This window comes from Paraburkholderia sp. DHOC27, assembly GCF_003429005.1.
In the GTDB taxonomy this organism is placed as follows: domain Bacteria; phylum Pseudomonadota; class Gammaproteobacteria; order Burkholderiales; family Burkholderiaceae; genus Paraburkholderia.
In genome coordinates, this window is record NZ_QVQV01000011.1 from 57865 (window position 1) to 79202 (window position 21338).

The 21338-nt window shown below is 60.0% G+C and carries 17 protein-coding genes and 7 riboswitches; of the genes, 9 read left to right on the top strand and 8 right to left on the bottom strand.

The annotated features are described in order from the left end of the window. Nucleotides 1–95: 95 nt before the first annotated feature. The gene (locus D0B32_RS28815; RefSeq protein ID WP_117337738.1) at nt 96–2720 is read left to right on the top strand and encodes an ATP-binding protein; all 2625 of its coding nucleotides are present in this window, start codon (nt 96–98) and stop codon (nt 2718–2720) included. Nucleotides 2721–3068: 348 nt separating this feature from the next. Here D0B32_RS28815 and D0B32_RS28820 read toward each other — a convergent pair whose 3' ends face one another. After that, nucleotides 3069–4040 (bottom strand): LysR substrate-binding domain-containing protein, encoded by a 972-nt coding sequence (locus D0B32_RS28820; protein WP_259295199.1) that lies wholly within the window; start codon nt 4038–4040, stop codon nt 3069–3071. A 207-nt stretch (nt 4041–4247) separates the two neighbouring features. On the opposite strand from D0B32_RS28820, the gene D0B32_RS28825 reads away from it, so the two are divergent. Further along, nucleotides 4248–5297 carry an NADP-dependent oxidoreductase gene (locus D0B32_RS28825; RefSeq protein ID WP_117337739.1) on the top strand — a complete coding sequence of 350 codons (1050 nt, stop codon included), beginning with the start codon at nt 4248–4250 and terminating at the stop codon, nt 5295–5297. Beyond that, nucleotides 5297–5626 carry a hypothetical protein gene (locus D0B32_RS28830; protein WP_220444976.1) on the top strand — a complete coding sequence of 110 codons (330 nt, stop codon included), beginning with the start codon at nt 5297–5299 and terminating at the stop codon, nt 5624–5626. The genes D0B32_RS28825 and D0B32_RS28830 overlap by 1 nt, the downstream gene beginning before the upstream one ends. A gap of 287 nt (nt 5627–5913) precedes the next feature. On the opposite strand, the gene D0B32_RS28835 is transcribed toward D0B32_RS28830, so the two are convergent. Continuing rightward, a complete protein-coding gene (locus D0B32_RS28835; protein WP_259295200.1) occupies nt 5914–7071 on the bottom strand; it encodes a potassium channel family protein in 1158 nt (385 codons plus the stop codon). Nucleotides 7072–7145: 74 nt separating this feature from the next. Beyond that, nucleotides 7146–7204: riboswitch (Fluoride riboswitch) on the top strand. Nucleotides 7205–7615: 411 nt separating this feature from the next. Between D0B32_RS28835 and D0B32_RS32395 the strand changes: the two genes are divergently transcribed. Together D0B32_RS32395 and D0B32_RS28845 are read left to right on the top strand one after the other, a co-directional pair. Further along, on the top strand, nt 7616–8857 hold the full coding sequence (locus D0B32_RS32395; protein WP_147329584.1) for a hypothetical protein: 1242 nt from the start codon (nt 7616–7618) through the stop codon (nt 8855–8857). A gap of 130 nt (nt 8858–8987) precedes the next feature. Then, nucleotides 8988–9055, top strand: a riboswitch (Fluoride riboswitch). Between the two features lie 859 nt (nt 9056–9914). Further along, nucleotides 9915–10484 (top strand): inorganic diphosphatase, encoded by a 570-nt coding sequence (locus tag D0B32_RS28845; protein ID WP_181969944.1) that lies wholly within the window; start codon nt 9915–9917, stop codon nt 10482–10484. 108 nt (nt 10485–10592) lie between these two features. Here the strand turns inward: D0B32_RS28845 and cfa are convergent, their stop codons facing one another. The 4 genes from cfa to D0B32_RS28870 all read right to left on the bottom strand — a co-directional run bounded on the left by cfa (nt 10593) and on the right by D0B32_RS28870 (nt 15791). After that, nucleotides 10593–11777 (bottom strand): cyclopropane fatty acyl phospholipid synthase, encoded by a 1185-nt coding sequence (cfa, locus tag D0B32_RS28850; protein ID WP_117337743.1) that lies wholly within the window; start codon nt 11775–11777, stop codon nt 10593–10595. Nucleotides 11778–12122: 345 nt separating this feature from the next. Further along, nucleotides 12123–12189: riboswitch (Fluoride riboswitch) on the bottom strand. Nucleotides 12190–12545: 356 nt separating this feature from the next. Beyond that, entirely contained in the window at nt 12546–13526 is a 981-nt protein-coding gene (gene corA / locus D0B32_RS28860; RefSeq protein ID WP_117337745.1) for a magnesium/cobalt transporter CorA, read from the bottom strand. A gap of 171 nt (nt 13527–13697) precedes the next feature. Next, nucleotides 13698–14855, bottom strand: a complete 1158-nt coding sequence (locus D0B32_RS28865) for a hypothetical protein (protein WP_147329586.1) — start codon at nt 14853–14855, stop codon at nt 13698–13700. 360 nt (nt 14856–15215) lie between these two features. Continuing rightward, complete coding sequence (locus D0B32_RS28870) at nt 15216–15791, bottom strand: hypothetical protein (RefSeq protein WP_117337747.1); 576 nt, start codon at nt 15789–15791, stop codon at nt 15216–15218. A 317-nt stretch (nt 15792–16108) separates the two neighbouring features. Then, a riboswitch (Fluoride riboswitch) is annotated at nt 16109–16172 on the bottom strand. 230 nt (nt 16173–16402) lie between these two features. Beyond that, nucleotides 16403–16470, top strand: a riboswitch (Fluoride riboswitch). A gap of 255 nt (nt 16471–16725) precedes the next feature. Between D0B32_RS28870 and D0B32_RS28875 the strand changes: the two genes are divergently transcribed. The 4 genes from D0B32_RS28875 to D0B32_RS28890 all read left to right on the top strand — a co-directional run bounded on the left by D0B32_RS28875 (nt 16726) and on the right by D0B32_RS28890 (nt 18728). Continuing rightward, nucleotides 16726–17064, top strand: a complete 339-nt coding sequence (locus D0B32_RS28875; protein WP_117337748.1) for a DUF190 domain-containing protein — start codon at nt 16726–16728, stop codon at nt 17062–17064. Continuing rightward, nucleotides 17061–17612 (top strand): inorganic diphosphatase, encoded by a 552-nt coding sequence (gene ppa, locus D0B32_RS28880; protein ID WP_117337749.1) that lies wholly within the window; start codon nt 17061–17063, stop codon nt 17610–17612. Before D0B32_RS28875 ends, ppa begins: the two co-directional genes overlap by 4 nt. 58 nt (nt 17613–17670) lie before the next feature. After that, nucleotides 17671–18450 (top strand): universal stress protein, encoded by a 780-nt coding sequence (locus D0B32_RS28885; protein ID WP_117337750.1) that lies wholly within the window; start codon nt 17671–17673, stop codon nt 18448–18450. A gap of 62 nt (nt 18451–18512) precedes the next feature. Further along, complete coding sequence (locus D0B32_RS28890) at nt 18513–18728, top strand: hypothetical protein (protein WP_117337751.1); 216 nt, start codon at nt 18513–18515, stop codon at nt 18726–18728. Nucleotides 18729–18834: 106 nt separating this feature from the next. On the opposite strand, the gene D0B32_RS28895 is transcribed toward D0B32_RS28890, so the two are convergent. After that, nucleotides 18835–19305: an HAD family hydrolase gene (locus D0B32_RS28895; protein ID WP_117337752.1), complete on the bottom strand. Its 471-nt coding sequence runs from the start codon at nt 19303–19305 to the stop codon at nt 18835–18837. A 278-nt stretch (nt 19306–19583) separates the two neighbouring features. Beyond that, nucleotides 19584–19649: riboswitch (Fluoride riboswitch) on the bottom strand. 101 nt (nt 19650–19750) lie between these two features. Further along, entirely contained in the window at nt 19751–21001 is a 1251-nt protein-coding gene (locus tag D0B32_RS28900) for an arsenic transporter (protein ID WP_117337753.1), read from the bottom strand. Between the two features lie 254 nt (nt 21002–21255). Next, nucleotides 21256–21328: riboswitch (Fluoride riboswitch) on the top strand. Nucleotides 21329–21338 lie beyond the last annotated feature (10 nt).

The following is a 21338-nucleotide window of genomic DNA, read 5'->3' on the forward strand; positions in this document are numbered from 1 at the left end:
CCGAAGCACGAGTCGACCGCGCGCTACGGTGCGCGAGGCCAATTAACACTGCCACGAACGCGACCAAACGCGTCTTTCTGTGTAGAGGGGACTGCATGGCAAGCATTTATTCGGAGTACCACCGCTTCCTTGTGCACCTTGCACAGCGAGAAGTGCACGACGACGTACGTCGGCTCGCGCACCTGGTGCTCAATCATCTGGAAACACTTGCCGAAGTTGGCGCTGCACGCCGTGGGCGATCCACGCGGCTGGCGCCGCTGGCCGTAGCCGATCTGGCACGGATGCCTGTTGCGTATGACGGAAATGCTCACGGGCCGGAAGCCGGGCCGCCACTCGGCCGACTGCACCGACTCGATGTCGGGCCGTTTCGCGGGTTCATGCAGCAGGAGACGTTCGACCTCAGCCATGACATTACCCTGGTCTACGGCGCCAACGGCACCGGCAAGAGCAGCTTCTGCGAAGCGCTGGAAGTGGCGATGCTGGGTTCCATTAGCGAAGCGCAGGTCAAGCGGGTAGACCAGCGGATCTATTGCAACAACGCGCGTCTGCGTCGCCATGTCGCCCCAGCCCTGTTGGCAAAGGCGGCAGACGAAACCCAGATCGTGCAGCCCGATGAATCCGAGTACCGCTTTTGTTTTATCGAAAAGAACCGGCTCGACGACTTCGCCCGCATCGCGGCACGAACCCCGGGCGATCAGCGACAGCTCATCGCGACCCTGTTCGGCGTGGATCAGTTCAGCGAATTCGTTCGCGGCTTCAACCCGTCGCTCGATCAGGACCTGATGCTCGTCGGGACCCAGGCGCAACAGCTGGCACAGCGTCGACTCCAGTTGGCCAACTCCGAGCAGACAATCGCCGCCTACGCGCAAAAGATTGTGGCGATTGATGAACTGGAGCGCGCCCTGGCGCAGCGCATGTCCCCCGGAGCGACTTACCAGGCGTGTGTCGACTGGCTACTTGGTACTCCACAGCAACAAGGGCGGCTGCCGTATGTACAAGCCCAGCTCGATGCGGTCCCACCTGCGATCCATGAGGTGACCCAAGCCCGGCTGCAGGCGCTGCTGGCAGAGGCCTACCGCGTTCAAGGCTTGTGGCAGGAATCGTCCCGGCAACTCAACGCCCGCGCCGCAGATGTGTCTTACGCGAAGCTCTACGAGGCGGTGCTGGCCCTGGCCGATGGCGCGACGGCGTGTCCTGCATGCGGGACCAGGTTGGGCGCTGTAGCGCAGGATCCTTTTGCAAAGGCGCGAGCCGGTCTGGAGCAGCTTGCACAATTGGCCGCCCTGCAGCAGCAGGAGGCCGGCCTTCAGACGCAGTTGCGCGAGGCAGTGCGAGCGCTGTGGGAAGAGATGCGCCGGGTGGTCGCGGTTGCTGCGAACGTGTGTCCTGCGGAACTACACGCTGCGGCCTTGCCTGTGCTGCCTCCCACCTCTGCGGGCACCTGGCTCGGCGCGTGGGTCGATGGTGAACGGCACGCCTGGAACGCTTTGCTGCGGACCGCCGTAATCATCGAACTCAGGGACGCGCAGGCTCGGGAAGTGCATGCCCAGCGCGGCGCGCTGACGCAGGAGCGGGACAGACTGGACCAGCACCGGCTGGAGATCGAACGGCTGCGGACGATGCGCGCGACAGCGGACCACGAACTGGGCGCAGCCCGGCAGACCGTGGCCCAGTTCGACGAGGTGAACCGCGAACTGATCCAGGCCGTCGCGACAGAGGTGCCGGTGGTAGCGGAGCATCAGCGGGTCAAGGCTGCGTACGACGGTTTTCTGCCCGAGATCCAGGCCTACCTGGCCGCGTTGCCAGGCGTGCTGCTGCAAGGTCTTGGAGAACAAGCCCGCAATCTCTACAACGCATTCAATCGCGATGATCCACCCGGGGATCTGCTGCATGCACTGTGGCTTCCCGTGGCAGAAAACGGCAAGATCGAAGTGGAATTCGCTGGCGAACCGGGCGTGCGCTATGACGCACTGATTGTTTTTAGCGAAGGACACATCAAGTGCCTCGGCCTGGCAATTCTGCTCGCAAAGAACATTGCACAGGGTTGTTCCGTGGTCATCTTCGACGATGTCGTCAACGCGATCGATGACGAACACCGCGATGGCATCTGGCGCACGTTTTTCGAGGACGGCCTGCTGGATGGCAAGCAGGTCGTCCTGACCTCTCATGCAGAGGAGTTCCTGCACCGCATCCAGCAGGAGCTGGGTGCGCAGCGCGCCGCAATGATCAAGCGCTACAAGTTCCTGCCGCATAGCGGCGAACATCAGCTTCGCGTGGACAGCGACCCACCGGCCAGAAACTACGTTTTGCTGTCCCAACACGCGCTCGCAAACGACGAGAAACGGGAGGCGCTGCGTCAGGCGCGGCCCGCCCTTGAGAGCCTTACCGACCGGCTCTGGACGTGGCTTGGACGGCGCTCGGACGGACGTATCGAACTCAAACTCGCGGGACCGCGCTCGCCGTGGGAACTGAACAACAAGTGCACTAGACTGCGATCTGCCGTGGATCGGATTGCGGCGCAGCATGCCGGTGCAACCGACGTCGTTGCCGCATTGACTCGTTTGCTCGGTGTCGGTGCGGGAAGCATTGAATGGGGCTACCTTAACAGCGGCGTACACGACGGTCAGCGCGACCACGAGTTCGATCGCGCTACCGTGCGCGTCATTGTTGAATCGGTCACGGCTTTGGACTCGGCGTTGGCGCGGCTGCTGAACCGCTGAGCTGCGGCCCGGCGCGCGCGTAGCCGTGATCGGGAAGCGAGACGCGCAGACAGTTTTTTAGGAGTAGTGGGGCGGGGCGAACGTACTTTCGGGGAGCTTGTGGTCCGGCGGTAACGTCGAGCAAGAAAATGCGATCAGTTTGAGAACGGGATGGGTCGTCAGTCCGATGCACACGACGCCAATGGCAATGGTATTCGGCGGGGTGTCGCTGCCGATCGGGCGCAGTTCCGCCGGAGGATAGATCGGTTCGAACTGAAGTTTGCCGGAAATGATCCAGGCGCTAGCCTGATTCCATCTCCAGGTCGCGCGCCCGTCGGGAGCATTGCCGGCGTGTGCTGCCGACCGGCGTCAAGAAGGCGCGAGTTGCGCCCCGTTCGGCCGGTAGTCCGCAAGGCAGGTCCTTAGGACGTCCTTAGGACCCGTCTGTGATCCGTTTCTCAAAAATATCCTGCAGCAGCGCCAGGAACGCGCGCACAGCCGGGTTGGCCCGGCGGCTTTCCGGCCAGATGGCCATATATTGTGCTGCTCGACGGCGAAGTCGGACAGGATCGGGACGAGTTCGCCGCGTGCGATATAGGGCGCAGCAATAAATGTCGCGCTGATGCCAATGCCGCCGCCGGCTGCAAGCGCTGCGACCACCGCATCGCTGACGTCGACCACGATGGCTGAAGGTGGCACGATCTCCGTCACCCTATCGCCGATCCGGAAAGGCCACCGAAAGAGCTGACCGGTGCCTTGATAGCGGAGGTTGACGGTGTCATGCCCTGCCAGTTCGTCCGGGTGCCCGGGCGTACCACGCGCTGCCAGATAGCCGGGCGAAGCAAAAGCGCAGAGCCGCAGCGGCCCAAGGCGCCGGGATAACAGCCGCGAATCTGCCAGATCACCGATTCGCACCGCGACGTCAATCCCCTCCTGGACGATATCGACGACCTGATCGTTAAGCCTTAGATCGACCGTCACCTTGGGATATCGGTTGCGCAACGCGGGCAGCGCCGGCGCGATCACGTGAATGCCGATCGGCAGCGGCGCGGCGATTCGCAGGGTACCTGACGGCTCCGAGCGTGCTGTTATTGCCGCCTGCTCGATCGCTTGCGCATCGTGCAGCAGCCTCAGCGCGCGCTCATGCAGTTCGCGGCCCTCGGGCGTCAACGTCAAAGATCGGGTTGTGCGAGTGAAGAGCGATATCCCCAGCCGTTGCTCCAGCCGCTGCACGCTCTTGCTCACAGCCGAAGGCGATATCGAGAGAGAACGGGCAGCGGCAGTGTAACTACCCAGCGAACCGGCCCTTGCGAACGCGATCAAGCCGGTCAGTCGCTCCAAACCTATATGTTCCGTCATGGCACTATTGAAGCGAACCAAACCGTCATTATCAACCGAATTAGTCCCCGGTATATTGGGTTGTCGACAAGCTGATGCATCCGGCATCCGGCTGTCGGTGAAACATGGTCCAGTTCATTAGGCGCCCGCAAAGGAACGGCAACCTCGTCGTGTCTCGTTGGCGGCGCTGCCAGGTTTTGGGAAAAAACGATGACCACAGAAATGATGAAGGCGGTTCGCCAGCACGAGTGCGGCGGTCCCGAGGTGCTGCGCTACGAGGACGCAGCAAAGCCCGAGATCAAGGGCGGCGACGTGCGCATTCGGGTACATGCGGTTGGTCTCAATCCCCCGGACTGGTACCTGCGCGAAGGCTACAAAACGCTGCCCCCGCAATGGCGGCCTCAGGTGACGTTCCCCCTTATTCTGGGAACCGACATTTCGGGCGTCATCGAAGCGGTCGGCGATGGTGTCGAGCGTTTCTGCGCCGGGGACGAAGTCTTTTCGATGGTCCGCTTTCCTTCCGGTCTCGCAGGCGACAGCCAGGCGTACGCTGAATATGTCAGCGTGCCGGCATCGGAAATCGCACATAAGCCATCGGGCATCGATCATGTGCATGCTGCCGCGGCGCCGATGTCACTGCTTACGGCGTGGCAGTTCATGATAGCGCTAGGGCACGATGAGCAGAATCCGCTTCAGCCGCGGCAGCACGTGCCGGTGCCGCTCGAGGGCAGGACCGTCCTTGTGAATGGCGCTGCGGGTGGTGTGGGACATTTCGCTGTGCAGATCGCGAAGTGGAAGGGTGCGCGTGTGATCGCCGTGGCGTCCGGCGACCACGAGACATTCCTGAGAGAACTTGGGGCCGATGAATTCGTCGACTACACTAAAACACCGCCCGAGGATGTCATTCGTGATGTCGATCTTGTCCTCGACACGCTCGGCGGCCCAAGCACGGGTCGCTTTCTGCAAACCCTCAAGCGTGGGGGCGCCTTGTTCCCTGTGTTTCCGTTAGGTTTTTCCGGGGGCGAGGAGGCCGCCGCACAGGGCTTCACTGTATCGACAACGCAAGTGCGCTCGAATGGTGCGCAGTTGGAGGATGTTGGGCGCCTGCTCGACGATGGCACGATCCGCGTTTGGATCGACAGCGAGTTCCCGCTTCACGATGCTCACAAGGCGCATGAGCGGGCTGCCCAGGGGCACATACGAGGCAAGATTGCGCTAACCGTGCATGACGGCGGCCGTCCCCTTGAAGGTGCGTTCTGATGCCGACGAACCCGAGGTTGCAACAGGGGACGGTGGAGTGGTTCGAGATGGTGGGCGTGCTCATGTGCGAAGCCGCCTCACAGTCGGGGCTCCCGTCAGAACTCAATCTGTCACTGGTCGAACGTTACACCGATGGAGTGGCATTGTCCGAAAACCTTGACCAGGGTCTTCGTTTCGACATCGTCCGCGGAAGGCCGTCGTTCAGAGTTGGAGCGCAGCATGGCGAGCGGGCGGATATCACGATCGAGATAACCGCTGCAGCAGCACGCGCCTTGAACAAACTGTACGTGCCGATCCTCACTATCCCGCCGCTGTCGAAAGGCTTCTGAGCGCCGGTGAAATGCGGGTAGACGGCGATCTGGCGCAGATGGGAGGGTGGCTAGGTGCGGTGCACGACACAATTGTCGAGCGGACAGCTTAAGGCGCCGGAAGCGGCTTAAGTGCGAATGCAGTCCGTTGATCCATTGACTCGCGCCGAGGGGCCTAAACCGTTACCACCCACTCCCCTCGATGGCCACGGTCTCGCTGTCGTGGCACACAGCGGCATTGTCCCGTACCGAAAAGCCAGCTTTCTCATGTTTCGCTTTTTTCTGCATTATTTTCGGCGACCGCCGGCTCATCTTTTGTTTGTGCCGCTGCGCCTGACGAGTTGATGGATAAGATCAGCTTGGCCGGGACCCGCGACAAGAAGCGAGGAGGCGCCCCAGTCAGGCAACGGAAGCATGAGATAGACCGACAGGCTAGACAGTTGCGGCTCATAGGCGCGTCGAAGATCGGACACAAAGCCCAGAGTGTCAGGCGAGTTGCGCCAGCCCTCAAAAGATTGCTTCAGTGCGTCAATCAACAGGACAATGTCCTGATCGGCCGCCCTTGTATTGCCGTCCCATGGAAGCGAGATCACATCCAGTGAGCTTCCGACTTCGTTCAGTACGCGTCTGGCTGCAGCAAAGGTCGCAGCGGCCTGAAGCGTGCGACCATCATCCGTCCCAGCGAGTATCAGTGTGCATGTGTCAAGCACGACAGCAAGCGACGCCAACCATGAGTGACCACCATGCTGGGAGCGGTAGAACGCCAGCATGGGGTACGTTGAATGGCTTTCGATCAGTTCACCGGCCCATGATTCCCAGGTCGCCAGCCATTGGTCCAGTTGCTGGAACTGCCTTCTCGCAATGTGCCAGCCCAGAAGTTGAGCGGCCGACGGAGGCGTTCCGGCGCGTGCGGCGAACTCGATAATCTGCGCATCGCGTTGAGCAAAATGCTGATAGAGCACGGGCAGATAGCTGATGGTGAATGCGATAAAAGCGAAGCCTGTGCCGGCCTCAACAATGACCAGCAGACGGGCGGCAAGCGTGCGGGGCACGATATCGCCATACCCGAGCGTGAAGAAAGCATCTCCGCTCACAATCATTTCCCGCGCGAAGGACCGGGAAGGGCCGTCGGCCGTTATTTCGCGCAATGCCCATTGAAGTAGCCCGAACCCGATGATCATGCAGACCGCCCACAACGTGAACAATAGCACCATCGAAAGGGGACCGTAGACGCCAATAAAGTCTTCCCTTCGGCGTCCGGCGGGTAGTCGGGAGGCGAGCCGCGACCAGATCTGCCATGTGCCGAGGAAGAAATACCGGTTAAGGCGCGCCCGATGACGAACCGGGCGAGGTAAAAGCACAACTTCGAAGGCGTCGAGTAGCGTTGCCGCGACAAACACGGTCCCCAAGAGCGCGACAACATAAGGCAGCACGTTCTTATCCTCCCCAAAAAGGCGCTCAATCATACCGGCTCGCCGCGGGGCCTTCCAGCGCGACCACATGGCCCATACTTGACGAAAGGTCCGGCTTTTTTTATCGTGCTGGTCATGGGGATGGAGTTCCCCTAATGCCATTCTGGCTGATGACTCCTACCGGATACACGCCATATGCGGCGGCTTGGCCGTTGCACGGTAGGAGAACCATGACAAGTCAGGATAAGCGCCCCCATACCAGCGTTCTCGCACACCGGCGCAAGACGAAGTGGGCGTTTCTTTACATCCGCCCGAGCTGGCCCGATCCATGCGGTCACCCTGCTTCTAGTCACAGCGCTGCGCGTTGCGCGGCTGGCCCTGGTGTGAAAAATACAAGCGGTACGATCCTGTTCCGGCAGGTCGGGGTAGCGTTCCTGTGGCGGAGCACTCATGCCCGACACCCGCAAAGGAAAGCGCGATATCTCCATGCCGAAACGGCGCCAGCACATGCCGGCACGCCTCCTTCAGAACGCGGCCACTGCAGCAGTATGCGTGACCTGCGATTGCTCCAGATTCACCCTGTCTGCGTGGTGCGATCATGAACCAGAGCATGGCGCATCCGTGGCACTGCGTTGTTTGTCAGCATCTGATCGAGGCTGATCAGCGTTACCTGCGCCGGCTGCAGACAGATCGGCGGATGCGTTGCACGCTGACGGAAGCGCTGGTTGCCAGCATGGGGTTCTGTGACCATCACTGGCAGCGACTGCAGGAGAGCGATCCCGACATTGCTGACTGGAGTCGCCGATGCGTTTCGGAAGCGACGACCCGGTTGGGCGAACTGTTTGCAAGAACGAAATTGCAGGATGAATTTCTGCAGGACCTTCTGTTTGGGGCGCGCTCACGTTGCCCCGCCTGCCTTTCCTCCAGCCGACTGGAGGGTCGCCTCTTAACTCGATTGTTGCTCGATCTCGAGAGTAAAAGAACTTCACTGCGTTCGTTATTCTCAACGCAGGTCTGTTTCGAGCATGCCCGACAATTGACCGGGCGGGCAGAGGGCGCCCTGCGCGTACGTATGCGACCGGCACTGCGTAAGCGAAGTGAGCATATCCTCTCGGCAGCCATTTCCATTGATGCGGCTGATGCCAGCAGCGGTTGCCCCATTGAAGGACTGCTGACGGATGCCCTCTATCCGCGCGTAGAGGGTCTCGTGGAACGATCAGCATGTGACGATGCGCCCGCACATTCCACCGATTCTTGCCCGGTATGCATGGAAATGGAAAGCGGCCGGCGCCACTGGCTAAAGGCGGTCGTTGAAAACATCCGGCTCGGGCAGCCGGCCTGGCTGACGCTTCCGACGTGCGCGGAGCATACCCTGATGTGCCTGAATACGGGCGACCCGGACGTTGCGCTGGCGGTGGCCCAGCGGTACGTCGAAGTCTCGCTTGCTCCTCCTCGCAGGCGAGTTGTATCACTTGTGCGGAAACGCCGGCGCGGATCTACCCGCTGGTTCAACGCGCCTGCGGCGAGCGCCGATGCGGCGGCCGAGGGTCCGCCGCCCGAGTCTGCACCTGCTGCCGAGCCCGTCGCTTTCATACATTGTCCCGGATGTCAGCAATCCGACGTAGCCATGCGCCGCGCAGTGTTTTCATTTCTGCGTTCGTTTGGCCGCGCGACCGACATGCAGGCGCCATTGCTGCTCGGGCAGCTATGTCTGAAACACCTGGCGGAAGTGATGATCTATGCGCCGGACGAGCGGACGCAGGCGAGAATGGTCAAATGCCTCAATAAGGCACGCGCCGAGGATTGCCAGGCAGTGACAGTACCAGCAGACGCTCTCTGACATCTCCTGATCAAAGCAACTGTGAAACTTATGAACTGGGTTGAAGGCCTGATGCCCCTGGGCGATGTGTCTGTGGCCCGATACGCATCGTTTAATCGATGTTGCACTGCACTGAACAACAGCGTTAAACTATGTACACGGAGATGGCATACCTCCGATAAACGCCAGCGTGAGTTGGCTGATGATGCCTACGTGGTCCGGGAAATCGGTACGCGCGTGGGTGTTCTTTCCAGGCGTTCCGCCAACCGGCTTTGAGTTCTTCAAACCGCTGCTCCAATAAATTACCGTGGTGCCCGAATTTGACTGGGGGCTATATCGTCGCTCGATGAACGGATACGTGGTGCCTCGTGGCTTCGGATTTGAAGAGGCGCGTGGTCAAGTGACGTACACAATGCATTTGATGCACGAGTCGGACCAGCGTCGAATCTGTAGATGCGTCGGGTATTGACGAGTCCGAAGCCATGTCTCGACGCATTAACGAGAGCCTTGCCGGTTACTTTGAGATCGGCGCGATCTGCTCGTATCAGGCTGCACGGCAGAAATCTGCGGAGCCGTGGAATGCAAAAATGAGCGGTGGAGAACCGTAGTGAAGCGGGTTGCTGATCGCTGAAACGGGAGTGCGTCTGGCCCTGCCGAAAACGGGACAGGCGCAGGGCAGATGTCGCCTTACTGGCATCGCGGTGATTAAGGATTCGCGCATCGACGACAGGGGGGGGGCCCGCGAAGCGCCAGCCGAGCGGACCCCGTGTAGCAGGACATTGAACCTTGAGGGGGTATCCCGCTACGTCGTTAGTATAACGAATCGATGAGAATATGTGCCACAAGAATCTTTGCCGATATACCGATTTTTATGTTTATCCGGAAACTGCCGAGCGCGCTTCATCGTGTCCTGAGTTGATTGTGGCCTGCTCATATGGCGGCCGCACTCGCATTGATTTGCAGGCCAGCCCGCAGCCCGCGGGATGAGATGTTGATTGCCCGTTCCGGAGCGGCTCGACTGTCGTGAGGCATGGGGCAATGGAACAAATTCAAATTCATTTCTCAAGGGAGCCAAGTCATGACTGACCCGAAGATGCTAAAAATTGGAGATCGTGCGCCTGCCGAGTTCAACGTGTTCGTGGAGATCACCGCGCACGCCTCCCCAATCAAATATGAACTGGACACCACCACAGGAATCTTGATGGTCGACCGCTATCTGGATCCCCAGCAGATCTTTCCGATCGACTACGGATTTATTCCGCAGACGCTGGCCGGAGATGGAAAAGAGCTCGACGTCATGGTGCTGTCACCTTCTCCGCTCATGCAGGGGTCGATGCTCGCGTGTCGTGCGTTAGGCTGCCTGATGATGGAAGACGAGGACGGGGTGGACAGCAAGATTCTTGCTGCGCCGGCCTATCTGATCTGCAGCGAGTACGCGACCATCCGGAGTGTGCATGACGTCGACGGCAACCTGCTGCGGCGGCTCGAGGAGTTCTTCTCGACCCATAAAAAGTCAAATTTTGGACGATGGTCCGAGGTTGAGGGTTGGCGCGGAAAGGAGGAAGCCGACCAGCAGATAGCCGCTGCCGTATCGGCGTTCTTTACAACGGGTGGGGGGCAAAAGAACGGACAGGTGACGCAGTCCTGATACCTTTCCCAGGGTCGCCAGGAGTCAGGCACATCGCTGGGGTTATTCCCAGCGGGTCCTTACCGTAGTGGCATGTTCGGCGAGAGGATGTTCAGCGCAAAACATACCTCACTTGTCCCAAGGCTCATTTTTGATCGTGGGTCTTGTATAACCACCGGCAACGCCACTCCTGCTCAGTACCCATTGCCATAACTGGATTTCGCGTGCACGAAATGCGCCGGCACAGGAGAGCAGATAGTAGCGCCACATCCGGTAGAACCGGGGACCCAATGCTGCAGCATGTTCGTGCCACGATGCTTCAAAGTTCGCATGCCAGGCCATTAGCGTCCTGTCGTAGTCAGCGCCGAAGTTATGAAGATCTTCGGTAACGAACAGGCCACCCGCCGCGTCCGCTATCTGGCTGATCGACGGCAGTTCACCGTTGGGGAAAATGTATCGATCAATCCAGGCGTCAGGCGCCGTTTCCTTGCGATTCTTGCCAATCGTGTGAAGCAGGAACAGTCCGTCATCAGTCAGACAGCGGTGGGCGACTTCCATGTACGTCCGATAGTTTTTCCTGCCGACATGCTCGAACATGCCGACGCTGGCAATGCGGTCAAAGCGTTCATTCAATGTCCTGTAGTCCTGAAGACGGAATTCAATGGGTAGCCCCGCGTAACGCTGCGTCGCCCAGTTAGCCTGTTCGGCGGATATGGTCACACCGACGCATTCAACGCCGTAACGCTCAGCCGCGAAGCCCATCAGGCTTCCCCACCCGCAGCCGATGTCAAGTAAGCGCATGCCCGGCTGCAAGCCGAGTTTGCGGCAGATCAGATCGAGCTTTGCCTCCTGGGCGTCTGCGAGTGTCGACGCGCCTGAAGACCAGTAACCGCAGGTATAAGCCATTCGCGGGTCAAGCATCGTCTGATAGAACGCGTTACCGAGATCGTAATGCACCTTGCCAACATGCCATGATCGCCGTACGCTCTGCAGGTTAAACAGGCGCGCCCGTAGCGCATAGATGATCAGCCGGGCCGGATTGATCTGTTCATCAAGCCGTGCACGCATCACGCGTTCAAAAAACTGGTCGAGGTGGTCGCACTCCCAGTGCCCGTCCATATAGGCTTCCCCGAGACCCAGGCTGCCGCGAGAGAGCACGCGCTCGGGAACACCTGAAGCGAGCAGCGTGATATCCCAGGCCCGGTTGCCTCCAATGCGGATATCACCGCGCTCCAGCAGATTAACGATAAAACCATGTGCACCGGAAAGGGTACCTTTCCCCGCTGGCCCTGCATCGAAGTTTGTTGTAGCCATTTTTTTATTGATCCCATCGCCTCGCGGACATTGCTAACGGAGATGTCCGGCGCGGGCGCCCGCCACTTCATACGGATCAGACAATCATCAGGTATCAGCAGGCGGGAAACACAGACCGGCTTAACCTGTCAGCATCGATGCGCTCGTTCCGGCCTTGCGCGCTGCCGCCTGGACGAAGCGAGCGTCGAGCCGGCGGAACGACCGCATAAGACATTTTGAATCTGATCGTAGGTTTGCGAATGCACGGGCGCGTTACGCGGAGGTGTCACGGACCTAAGAATCCCAGCGTTGTAAAACCTGGGCGACGTGGCGTCGTATGGACGCGCTACGACCTCCTGCACCCAGGAACTCGTAGGCATCATCAGCCGGGGATCCGGCGGTTGTTTGGAGGAATGCCATCTCCAGCGGGCGCCATTGTATGACGGCGCGCCATTAAAATGCAACGGTTGGTCCATTGTGGGTGTCGGCGAAGCGCCGGCATGTTGAAACCTTGAATCCCCATGCCGGGAATGCCCGTCTCGCAAGCAACCGGATGATGCGGGCGGTTTACGCCCGTCAATCGCATCCAAGCTATGCATCGGGGTTTGCAGCAAAGTGCTTCCAGATAGTCTTCGTTTTTAACCCCGGCCACGACAGACCTTGTTTCCTTTCAGGTTGCCGCGGGAAGGTGACATGTGACGCAATCCGGATCGAGCGTGCTGACAAGGCACGTCGACCGACCAGGTCCCACACTCGCTTAGGCATATGGCGCGAGCGGAGGACAACCGGTCAAAGCCATCCTGCCCGGCGAAACCAGACAAAAAGACATGCGTCGATGCTCAGCATGGCCGCCAGGCAAAGTGGATACCCGTAATGAAAATGTAGCTCAGGCATGTTCTGGAAGTTCATGCCATAAATGCCAGCGATCATTGTCGGCACAGCAAAAAGAGCAGCAAAGGAGGCGACGCGCTTGCTGATCTCGTTCTCGGTGAGATCGATCATCCCGATGTTCACCTGGATGGCTGTGATGACCATTTCCTGCCGGGCATCGATTGCCCGTACACTGCGCTCGAGGTGGTCGAAGATATCGCGAAAGTATGCCTGCATCCCTTCGCAGACAGGTAAGCCCGGACCGCCAAGCAGATTGCCGATTGCGGCGTGCAACGGAGCAATGTGCCGCCGCAGCTGTACAAGGCGGCGCCTCAGGGAGTAAAGGTCCTGGATAATGGCTCGCGCCTGAGGGACGCTATTCTTGCCGAAGACCCGGTCCTCAAGATCTTCAATATCCGCGCTGACTGTTTCCACGACAGGGGCGTAGCGGTCGACTACCGCATCGGCGAGCGCATACATGACGAATACCGCGCCGCGCTTGAGTAGTTCGGGTTCCTTATCGCAGCGCGCGCGCACCTCGGCGAGTTCGTCAGCCGGGCCGTGCAACACGGACAGTACATATGATTCGCCGACCGATATGTCGATTTCGCCGGTGATCAGTTCACCGTCTTCGCCGATGGCGACCGTGTGCAGCGCGACAAAAAGAGAGTTCTCGTACTGTTCGACCTTTGGCCGCTGACGCCCCTGCAAGGCATCCTCGACGGCGAGTTCATGCAGGTCGAAGCGGGCCTTGATCGCCGCAAGCTCCTCTTCAGACGGATCCCGCAGCGTGACCCACAGGAAATGTTGCGACTGGGGAGCGTATTCCTGGATCTCGGCGAGGCTCGAGAGTTCGGCGGTCTTCCTGCCGTCCTGATAAGCGGAGCAGTTGAGCAACATTGGTAACGTCCGTTTGCGAAGATGGGAGCGCAGCAGAATTGATTGGTCTATCGGGAGCGAAAGCGGATGGGATCGCTGACGAGGCCGGGGCAGCAACGCATGTGCCTCTCCCGACAGAAGCGTATCGAGACCACGCGCGGTCCTGACGCGATCGCATTTTTCGCAGGCGATTTACTGGGTCGTGCCATGCCGATAGTCGACGCCTGAAAAGAATCGCGATGCTGACTCATACCCGACGGACGCAGCCGGTCCAGGCGTCGAGCATAGAGGGACCGGTGAGACCGTGGGCGTGCTGTGGATTTGCGCCAGCAACTGTTGATTCCGGACACGAGCCGTTCGCAGCAATAGCTGCACGATCTCGATGTTTGACCCAAGCGAGAGCGCATCGCGAAGATGAACCATGCAAAGCCCTGGGGTCTCCCGGTAAGCATGGGCCCCCTCGGAACTGCGCATCGACGCTAACAGTCTTGATAACTGGTAGCGCGCGACGCTGTGGATATATCGGTCGACAGGGCAGGTAAACGGATGGCGGCACGAGGCGAGGAAAGTGCGACGAGCGCATCGCCTTTCCAGCAGGGCGTGAAAGCATGATCGGATGCCGCTGAGCGCAACCCGCTGTCCGGCGCGCTGGTTATGGAGCATGAGGAACTCCAGTTCGCCGAGCATACGGTATGCGCCAGCTGTTGCGATGCTACCGCGCAGCGCTGTGTTATGTGACTGATCGCACATCGCCCAGACGTTCTCGGGCGCGGTGGGCATCAGATCGTAAAGGTCCTGCTGCCATCCGGAATCCGCGTCCAGCATTGCGAGCCGACTGCTCCACGCATCGCAAAGCCTCAGACAGACCGGGCAGCCGGGCGGTATCGTCGGGGATGTGGCGCTCAGGCGTAGCGTAGTCGCCTGGATCTGATCGCCGGCCAGTTCGTGCAGGACCGCGTCGGCGATAGTACGATCTGGAAACCGGTTATGCGTTGTGAGCTTCTGCTCATAGGTCGCCGAGCCCATCAAGGCGGATAGTCGGGCATGGTGGCCGCCTGTGATCGCCGCGCATTGCACTCTGTCGAGGCGGTCTTCGGCCAGCATGGAAAGCAGATGAGGGAAGCACAGCTCCAGTGCGACAGATTCGCGAGGGTGGCTGTGACCGTCGTTAAGAGCTTTGATCATTGCCAGTGTGCAGTGCCTGGCCGCGCCCTGCTCCTGCATGCAAAGAGGGCAGCTGCCTGCGTCAGGCAGTGCTGCGCCTCTTCCACCATGGTTTGCTTCTGCCCCTTCGAGCCATGCTTCGTTGCCGCGCGCCAGTTCACCAAGAATCGCCGGCGCCGCGTTCATTCCGGCAGGGGAATCCAGTAAGATTGCCGCATGTCTTGCGCAGTAACTTCCTGATTGCGCGACGGCTCGACCAAGGTCCGCCCCCGCGAGGTAGTCTGTTACCGCGCGTATGGCCGCAGCGCATGCCGGACAGTGCTTCGCTCCTGTCGTCAAGGAGGAGGCGGCTGCCAGCGAATGGGCATGTTGAGGAAGGGCGGCGTCACTCATGAAACTGACCTCCAGGGCAGGACGTGGCGACCTGCCGGAAACGGCCAGGTGTCGGAAAGCGCGGCCCCCACCCGCTTGAATTACGAGTTGGCAGTTCAGTCGCCTGTTCAGAGAGGGCTCCAGCATCGGTCCTGAATTCATGTGGGCAGCGCCTCAGACGAGTTCGTGAATGCCGACCCCGATCAGGATCAAGCCGGCGACCAGCGGTGAGAAGCGGCCGAGCCAGGGCGCGAGGAGTCCCCTTGCCAGGGCATTGCCGATGCTGATCGCGAGATAGCCCGCGACGGTAATTGCGGCTACGGTCGGCCAGATCATCCGCGGATCCGCCAGGGTTGCACTGAAGCCACCGACCAGATTGGTGAAGGACAGGCCAAAGCCAAGTACGATCGCTTCGTGCCATCCCGGTTGCCGTATCTTCATCGGTTTGCGGCCGGCTGCGAGCCGGTGATGTACGTAACCGGTGTACCAGCAGACGAGGGCGACTGCGATCAGGGCACCGGCCGCAAGTCGTGCTGCGGTCTGTGCTGAAAGATAGTGCCTCACCGTGGCAGTTGCGAAGCAGGCGGCGGTCACAAAACAGAAGCCGATCGCATTGATCACGACATTGACCCATGCCGGCACGCGTACCCCCGCTGCGCCGAATGCGAGACCGACGCCCGTATTGTCCAGGTTCGACCCGACACCGATCAATGCCGACGTTGTGACAATGGTGACCCAGCTCGCGGACACGGGTCATGCCGCGTCGGAAGCGTAACGTCGTGCTGGCCACAAGGGCGGGCGCAGCACAACCAGCGCTGGTGCAGCCCGAAACGGCGCGCCCGGGAGCCGACAGTTGGCGCAACCTGGCGACAAGGGGCGAGACAGGTTTCGGCGCGCGTGGACAGCGACAGCTAAGGAGGAGTCGGACGAAATGTGCCTGAATTTCATGGAGGCCCCGGAGATGTGGAAGGCCGCCTGCAGGCATTGCGCAGATACTGAAACGCTGCTGGCGGTTCTGCGTTGCCCGGGAAAGGAAAGAAGCGGTGATGCCTCTTTACCCCCTTGCAACGCGGCCAGGCATCATTAGCCGGAGTTCCGGCGGTTGGGGAGAATGCCATCTCCATGATGAAGAAGATAACATGAAAGATCCGGCTCGTGGCCTTATTGCCCACCCCATTCAGGTCGTCTTATTTATCGCGGTGATTTAGCGGAGGTTGTACAAAAATGGGAGACAGGGGCTTGAGGGAAGGTGTAATGTGATTATGTGCGCGAGTGCCGTCCGTAATGAATGAGGCAGTATAGGCTGACGTTAGCCGGCCGACTTCAGAGGTGGCAACGGGAGGTCGTGCACATGCTAGAATCGGCCACAAGGAGATGGCATTCCTCCTACAACCGCCGGCCCCGGCCGACTGATGATGCCTACGAGTTCCTGGCTCAGGAAATTGTAGGCACTCGCCTGTAGCGTCCTGCTGCCCGGATTTGAACCCGCTCAAATCTGGATTTAACGACCCTTGAACCTTTGTCCGTTACCGCCCGGCGCGATGCGCGTGGAGCATGTGTGTCGCGTTGGCGACGCCACGCCCTGGGGGCCGCTGACACGTGCGCTGGAGCGTCCGGCGTACGCCGGCACGCGGGCGACACGGGACACGGTTGAGCGGCGCGACGTCCACGGAGAATTTGCATAATGCCCCAAGGCAGTCAGATCACGATCTTCGCAAGCCGTAACACGAGAAAAGGCCACCAGCAGGTAGGCGAATGGATACTGGAAACGGCATCTGCGCTCGGCATACATGGCGCCACTGTTGTCGAGTGCAGTGAGGGCATCGATTCACAAGGAAACGTGCACGCGGCTCATTTTCTTGAGCTGGCCGATGAGCCGATTGCGGTCACCGTGGTCGCGCTCGACGAGAACATCACAGCGCTGCTGGCCGAACTCGGCAAAGGCGGTCTGCGGCTTTTTTATACGCGAATTCCGCTGGAGTTCGGATATTTGGGTGAAACCGCAGAAGGAGAAGGCAAATGAACTTCAATCTTATTGAGGCCGGCGATAACCTCCCGCATGAAATCAACGCAATCATTGAGATTCCAGCCCAAAGTGCGCCAGTGAAGTACGAGGCAGAAAAGCGCCTGGGCCTGCTGAAGGTCGACCGGATCATCAGTACGGGCATGCGCTATCCGCAAAACTATGGTTTCGTACCCCGTACGCTAGCCCGCGACGGCGATCCTCTGGACATCATTGTTTTTGCGCCGTTTCCGCTGGCACAACTTTCCCTTATCGCGTGCCGTGCGGTCGGGCTGCTCAACATGACCGATCAGGCCGGACCCGACGAGAAGGTAATCGCGGTGCCGATTGACAGCGTCTGCCCATCGACGGCGCACATTCTGAAGCTGTCGGATCTGGGCAAGCACGCGCTCGACGAGCTCGAATTCTTCTTCCAGCACTACAAGACGCTTGAACCCGGTAAGTGGGTGCGGTTTGAAGGGTGGGGCGATGAACATGATGCAGTCAAGGCCATCGAGGCAGCAGCCGAAGCGTTCGTGGAACACGAGCGTCAACACCAGGGCACATAGACAGGCATGGCGTCGCAACCGGTCTGCACCGGATGTTTTGTGCTAACAGGAGACATCAATGAGCTACAAAGACATACTCGTATTCCTTGACGCGGGTCGTTCCACTGCAACCAGACTTGATCTTGCCGTCTCGCTCTGTCAGCGGTTCGACGCGCGACTCGTTGGAGTTGATGTGAGCACACCGGACGCGTTCGCGGGAGAATTCGCCGACGTGGCTCGCGGGCTTGAATCCATGTTCGAGACGAAGATCAAGGAAAGCTCGATCAGGGGAGAATACCGGGTTGCCGAGACGCGGACGTCCAGCTGGAAGGATTTCTATGCGCATTACGCTGACCTCGTTGTCGCCACGGAGCGCGACGAGACATCAGATGATCTCGTTGCCAAGGGAATTCCGGACGATATCGTGATGAGCGCGGGCGTCCCGGTACTGATCCTTCCTTCCATCTGGGGGCCGGGGACGATTGGTGAAAGCGTGGTTGTCGCCTGGAATTCGAGCAGGGAATCGACCCGTGCACTGCACGATGCCCTGCCGATCCTCAAGCAGGCAACGCGGGTCACGATATTTGAATTTGCACCCTTTTCCGATCACGTGGACTCAGCGCCTGGCCTGGTTCAGGCACATCTGAAAGAGCACGGCGTTGAGAGTGAAATATTCACCTGGCCGGACGTTAAGGACGTTTCGCCAATCGATGCGCTGTTCTCGTGCCTCGACAGGCAACAGGCTGATCTCATCGTTGCCGGAGCCTTTGGCCACCCGCGGCTGATCGAGGCTATTTTTGGAAGTGCAAGCGAAGACCTGCTTCACAATCCTTCGATTCCGGTTCTGATATCTCACTGAATCGCGCGCAAGGCTGCAGGAACAGGAAGGGCAACATCAACGCTGTCTGGAAGGGGTTTGAAATGGCTGACGTTACGCTGTTACACAACGATGACGAAGTACTGGATCCTACCGACTCGACCTTGCGCACGCGCGGCTCGGTGGAAGTTGACGGAAAAGAAAAGGGATCATGGGAGGAGCATCTGAACGGTACATGGACTGCCCTGATCGACGGGGAATCCTTCAGTGCAGCATCCAAAGATGCGCTCATTGAGCGGCTCGGGATGTACCTGAGCTAGTCAAGCGTACGCCCGGCGGCACACAGCCGGCACGCCTGCTCTGCAGAATGTGGTAAATGCCGATCCGGGGGGCGCGATGGCCAATTCCCCCGATCCGTCAAACCGTCTACGCTCGCAGCGACGCAATCAGCCGTGTTGGATGGAGCAGCAATCCTATCCCATCGACCACGTGTCGAACGAGAATATCGGCGTCCCTCACCGCATCGATCGCAAGCCCCTCACTGCCGAGCACGGCAATGCCCAGTGCAGCGGCTTTAAGCATGGGGGCGTCGTTGCGGCCATTGCCGATCGCGACGGTACGGTTAGCACCGAGTTTCTCAATGTAGCTGCGCTTGGCCTGCGCCTGCCCCAGTGCCGGCAGACAGGTGAGTCGTACGTTCCAGCCGGCGATCCGCGTTTCGACATCGCCGTGCGAGTTGCCGGTAACGATGTGGATGTCCAGATGTTCGGCAATCGCGGCAAGTTCTTCGTGAACTCCTTCGAGTACATGGCCGTCGACCGCGAGCGTGCCGTTGTAATCGAGTACCAGATGGGAAAGGGCGAGCCCGCCAAATCCCGGAATGTCAAGTTTAATCATGGCCGGTCCTTCGAATCAGGACTTCCCGCAAGATCCAGCTCCTGTCACCTGATGCCGCGCGCCCGCGAGTTACCGGCTTCCCGCCACGGCTCCTTTTGACAACTCCGCTGGACTGCGGCGGCTTTTCCCCGCTCGCGTTGAATCCGGTGAGCGGGCTTGTCGTATCCGGACTGCGGATGAGTGGACTATTAGAGCGAAGAAGAGATCCTGGGGGAAACAAGATGAGTAAGGTACCCGGCTATAGACGCGAACACACATGGCTCGACAACCTTTCCCGGGCAACTGTAGGCATCATCAGCCGGCTCGACCAGCGGTTACGCGAGAATGCCATCTCGCAGGACAACGATCCAAGTCTAGATGGCGAGCGCGGTAGCCGCAACGAGATTTTCATTCGGTAGCGGCGATTGGCGGTGTCAAATGCGTCAACGCGCCGGGATACCGGCACTCAACCCGACAGCATTCGGGCGGCGATCGCGAGAACCAGTGCGGGGACCATGACGATGCTGCCCACCATGAGAAACTGCAGGAACGTGACATCTTCGCCTTCCCGTCTGATGGCGGTCAGCCACAAAATGGTCGCGAGGGAACCCGTAATCGAAAGGTTTGGACCCAGATCGACACCGATCAGCAGCGCGTCGATTATCCGGTCGGGACTGTGCGCCTGCAGAGCGGTCGAACTGGCGATCAATCCCATCGGCAGGTTATTGATCGCGTTGCTCGCGAGTGCAACGAGCGCTCCCACCGCTGCGCTTGCGCCCATTTCGTCATGTCGCGTCCACGTGCTGAGCTGCTCGGCGAGTGTGCGGATCACGCCTGTGTGATCGAGCGTTTCCACGAGCACGAAGAGGCCGGCCACGAGGGGCAACACTTTCCACGAAATGCCTTGCATGAGCGACCACGGGGCAGTGCGATCCCGCCATAGCGTTGCCGTTGCCGTTAGCGCGCCGAGTATGGCAGTCGGCAGGCCAAGCTGCAGACCCAGCGATGACACAACCAGCAGCGTAACCGCCGTAATACCGATGCCGGCCAGCGCGACGCGGCCGCCTGCGGGCAGTCGGACCGCCTCGAGCCCGCTTTCGCACTGCCCCTGCAGTTGCGCGCGTTGTGACCAGCGCAACATTGCATAGGTCACGACGATTGACAGCAGGGATGGCAAACCAAAGCGCAGCAGCCACTTCCCCAGCGCTGGCATGTGATTGTCATACAGCACCAGGTTTGCGGGATTAGAGATCGGTAAAACAAAGCTTGCCGCGTTCGCGATGAACGCGCAGACGAACAGGAGCGGCAGGGGCCGGGTGCGTGCCTTCTTCGCGACGGCAAAAACAGCTGGAGTCAGAACCACGGCAGTGGCATCGTTTGACAGGAATGTCGTAATCACCACACCGACCACGTAGACCAGCAGAAACAGCCGCCGGGGTGAGCCGTTCGCGTGAGTGACCGCAAGCACTGCGACCCAGTCGAACAGGCCTTCACGGCGCCCGACTTCAGACAGCAGCATCATGCCCGTCAGGAACAGATAGACGTCGGTACCCCGACCGATCGCCTGCCATGCGAGACCGACCGGCAGCAGACCCAAGGCGACAATCAGCGATGCACCCGCGACCGCCCATATTGCCTCGGGCCACCTGAACGGTCTGGTGATGACGCCAGCGATTGCGAGTGCCGCAATACCCCAGGAGAAAGGTGCAGGATTCATGTGGTGTCGCCTTTCTTCCCGGCAAAAGTCGTTGTTGGCCGTGCGGCGAAGCAGGTTCGCTCGAAACGTAGACGGTGGTGTTACGCGGCAAAGCTGCACGCGGCATGCCTGAGTGGCGAGTAGCGCACGAGAGGGCAGCATTCCGAACTATTTGCGCCGCAGACTTACGGCCCCGGCGCCGACCAATTCGCCCCCGGGTGCGTTTCCGGCAGGGTTTGGCGCAACTGGCGTGGGCGTCTGGGGGCATGCTAGAGTTAGAAGACGGAGATGGCATTCTCCTGCTCTTCTCAAGTGCTGGCCTCGCCAGCTGATGATGCCTACATCGTCCCGGGACGGG

Excerpts from the sequence above, each read along its gene's own strand:
- cfa (WP_117337743.1), bottom strand. The coding sequence starts at position 11,777 with ATGGCTACAACAAACTTCGATGCAGGGCCAGCGGGGAAAGGTACCCTT.
- ppa (WP_117337749.1), top strand. The coding sequence starts at position 17,061 with ATGAACTTCAATCTTATTGAGGCCGGCGATAACCTCCCGCATGAAATC.
- D0B32_RS28815 (WP_117337738.1), top strand. The coding sequence starts at position 96 with ATGGCAAGCATTTATTCGGAGTACCACCGCTTCCTTGTGCACCTTGCA.
- D0B32_RS32395 (WP_147329584.1), top strand. The coding sequence starts at position 7,616 with ATGAACCAGAGCATGGCGCATCCGTGGCACTGCGTTGTTTGTCAGCAT.
- D0B32_RS28865 (WP_147329586.1), bottom strand. The coding sequence starts at position 14,855 with ATGAACGCGGCGCCGGCGATTCTTGGTGAACTGGCGCGCGGCAACGAA.
- D0B32_RS28830 (WP_220444976.1), top strand. The coding sequence starts at position 5,297 with ATGCCGACGAACCCGAGGTTGCAACAGGGGACGGTGGAGTGGTTCGAG.
- D0B32_RS28885 (WP_117337750.1), top strand. The coding sequence starts at position 17,671 with ATGAGCTACAAAGACATACTCGTATTCCTTGACGCGGGTCGTTCCACT.
- D0B32_RS28825 (WP_117337739.1), top strand. The coding sequence starts at position 4,248 with ATGACCACAGAAATGATGAAGGCGGTTCGCCAGCACGAGTGCGGCGGT.
- corA (WP_117337745.1), bottom strand. The coding sequence starts at position 13,526 with ATGTTGCTCAACTGCTCCGCTTATCAGGACGGCAGGAAGACCGCCGAA.
- D0B32_RS28845 (WP_181969944.1), top strand. The coding sequence starts at position 9,915 with ATGACTGACCCGAAGATGCTAAAAATTGGAGATCGTGCGCCTGCCGAG.
- D0B32_RS28895 (WP_117337752.1), bottom strand. The coding sequence starts at position 19,305 with ATGATTAAACTTGACATTCCGGGATTTGGCGGGCTCGCCCTTTCCCAT.
- D0B32_RS28835 (WP_259295200.1), bottom strand. The coding sequence starts at position 7,071 with ATGATTGAGCGCCTTTTTGGGGAGGATAAGAACGTGCTGCCTTATGTT.
- D0B32_RS28900 (WP_117337753.1), bottom strand. The coding sequence starts at position 21,001 with ATGAATCCTGCACCTTTCTCCTGGGGTATTGCGGCACTCGCAATCGCT.
- D0B32_RS28875 (WP_117337748.1), top strand. The coding sequence starts at position 16,726 with ATGCCCCAAGGCAGTCAGATCACGATCTTCGCAAGCCGTAACACGAGA.
- D0B32_RS28890 (WP_117337751.1), top strand. The coding sequence starts at position 18,513 with ATGGCTGACGTTACGCTGTTACACAACGATGACGAAGTACTGGATCCT.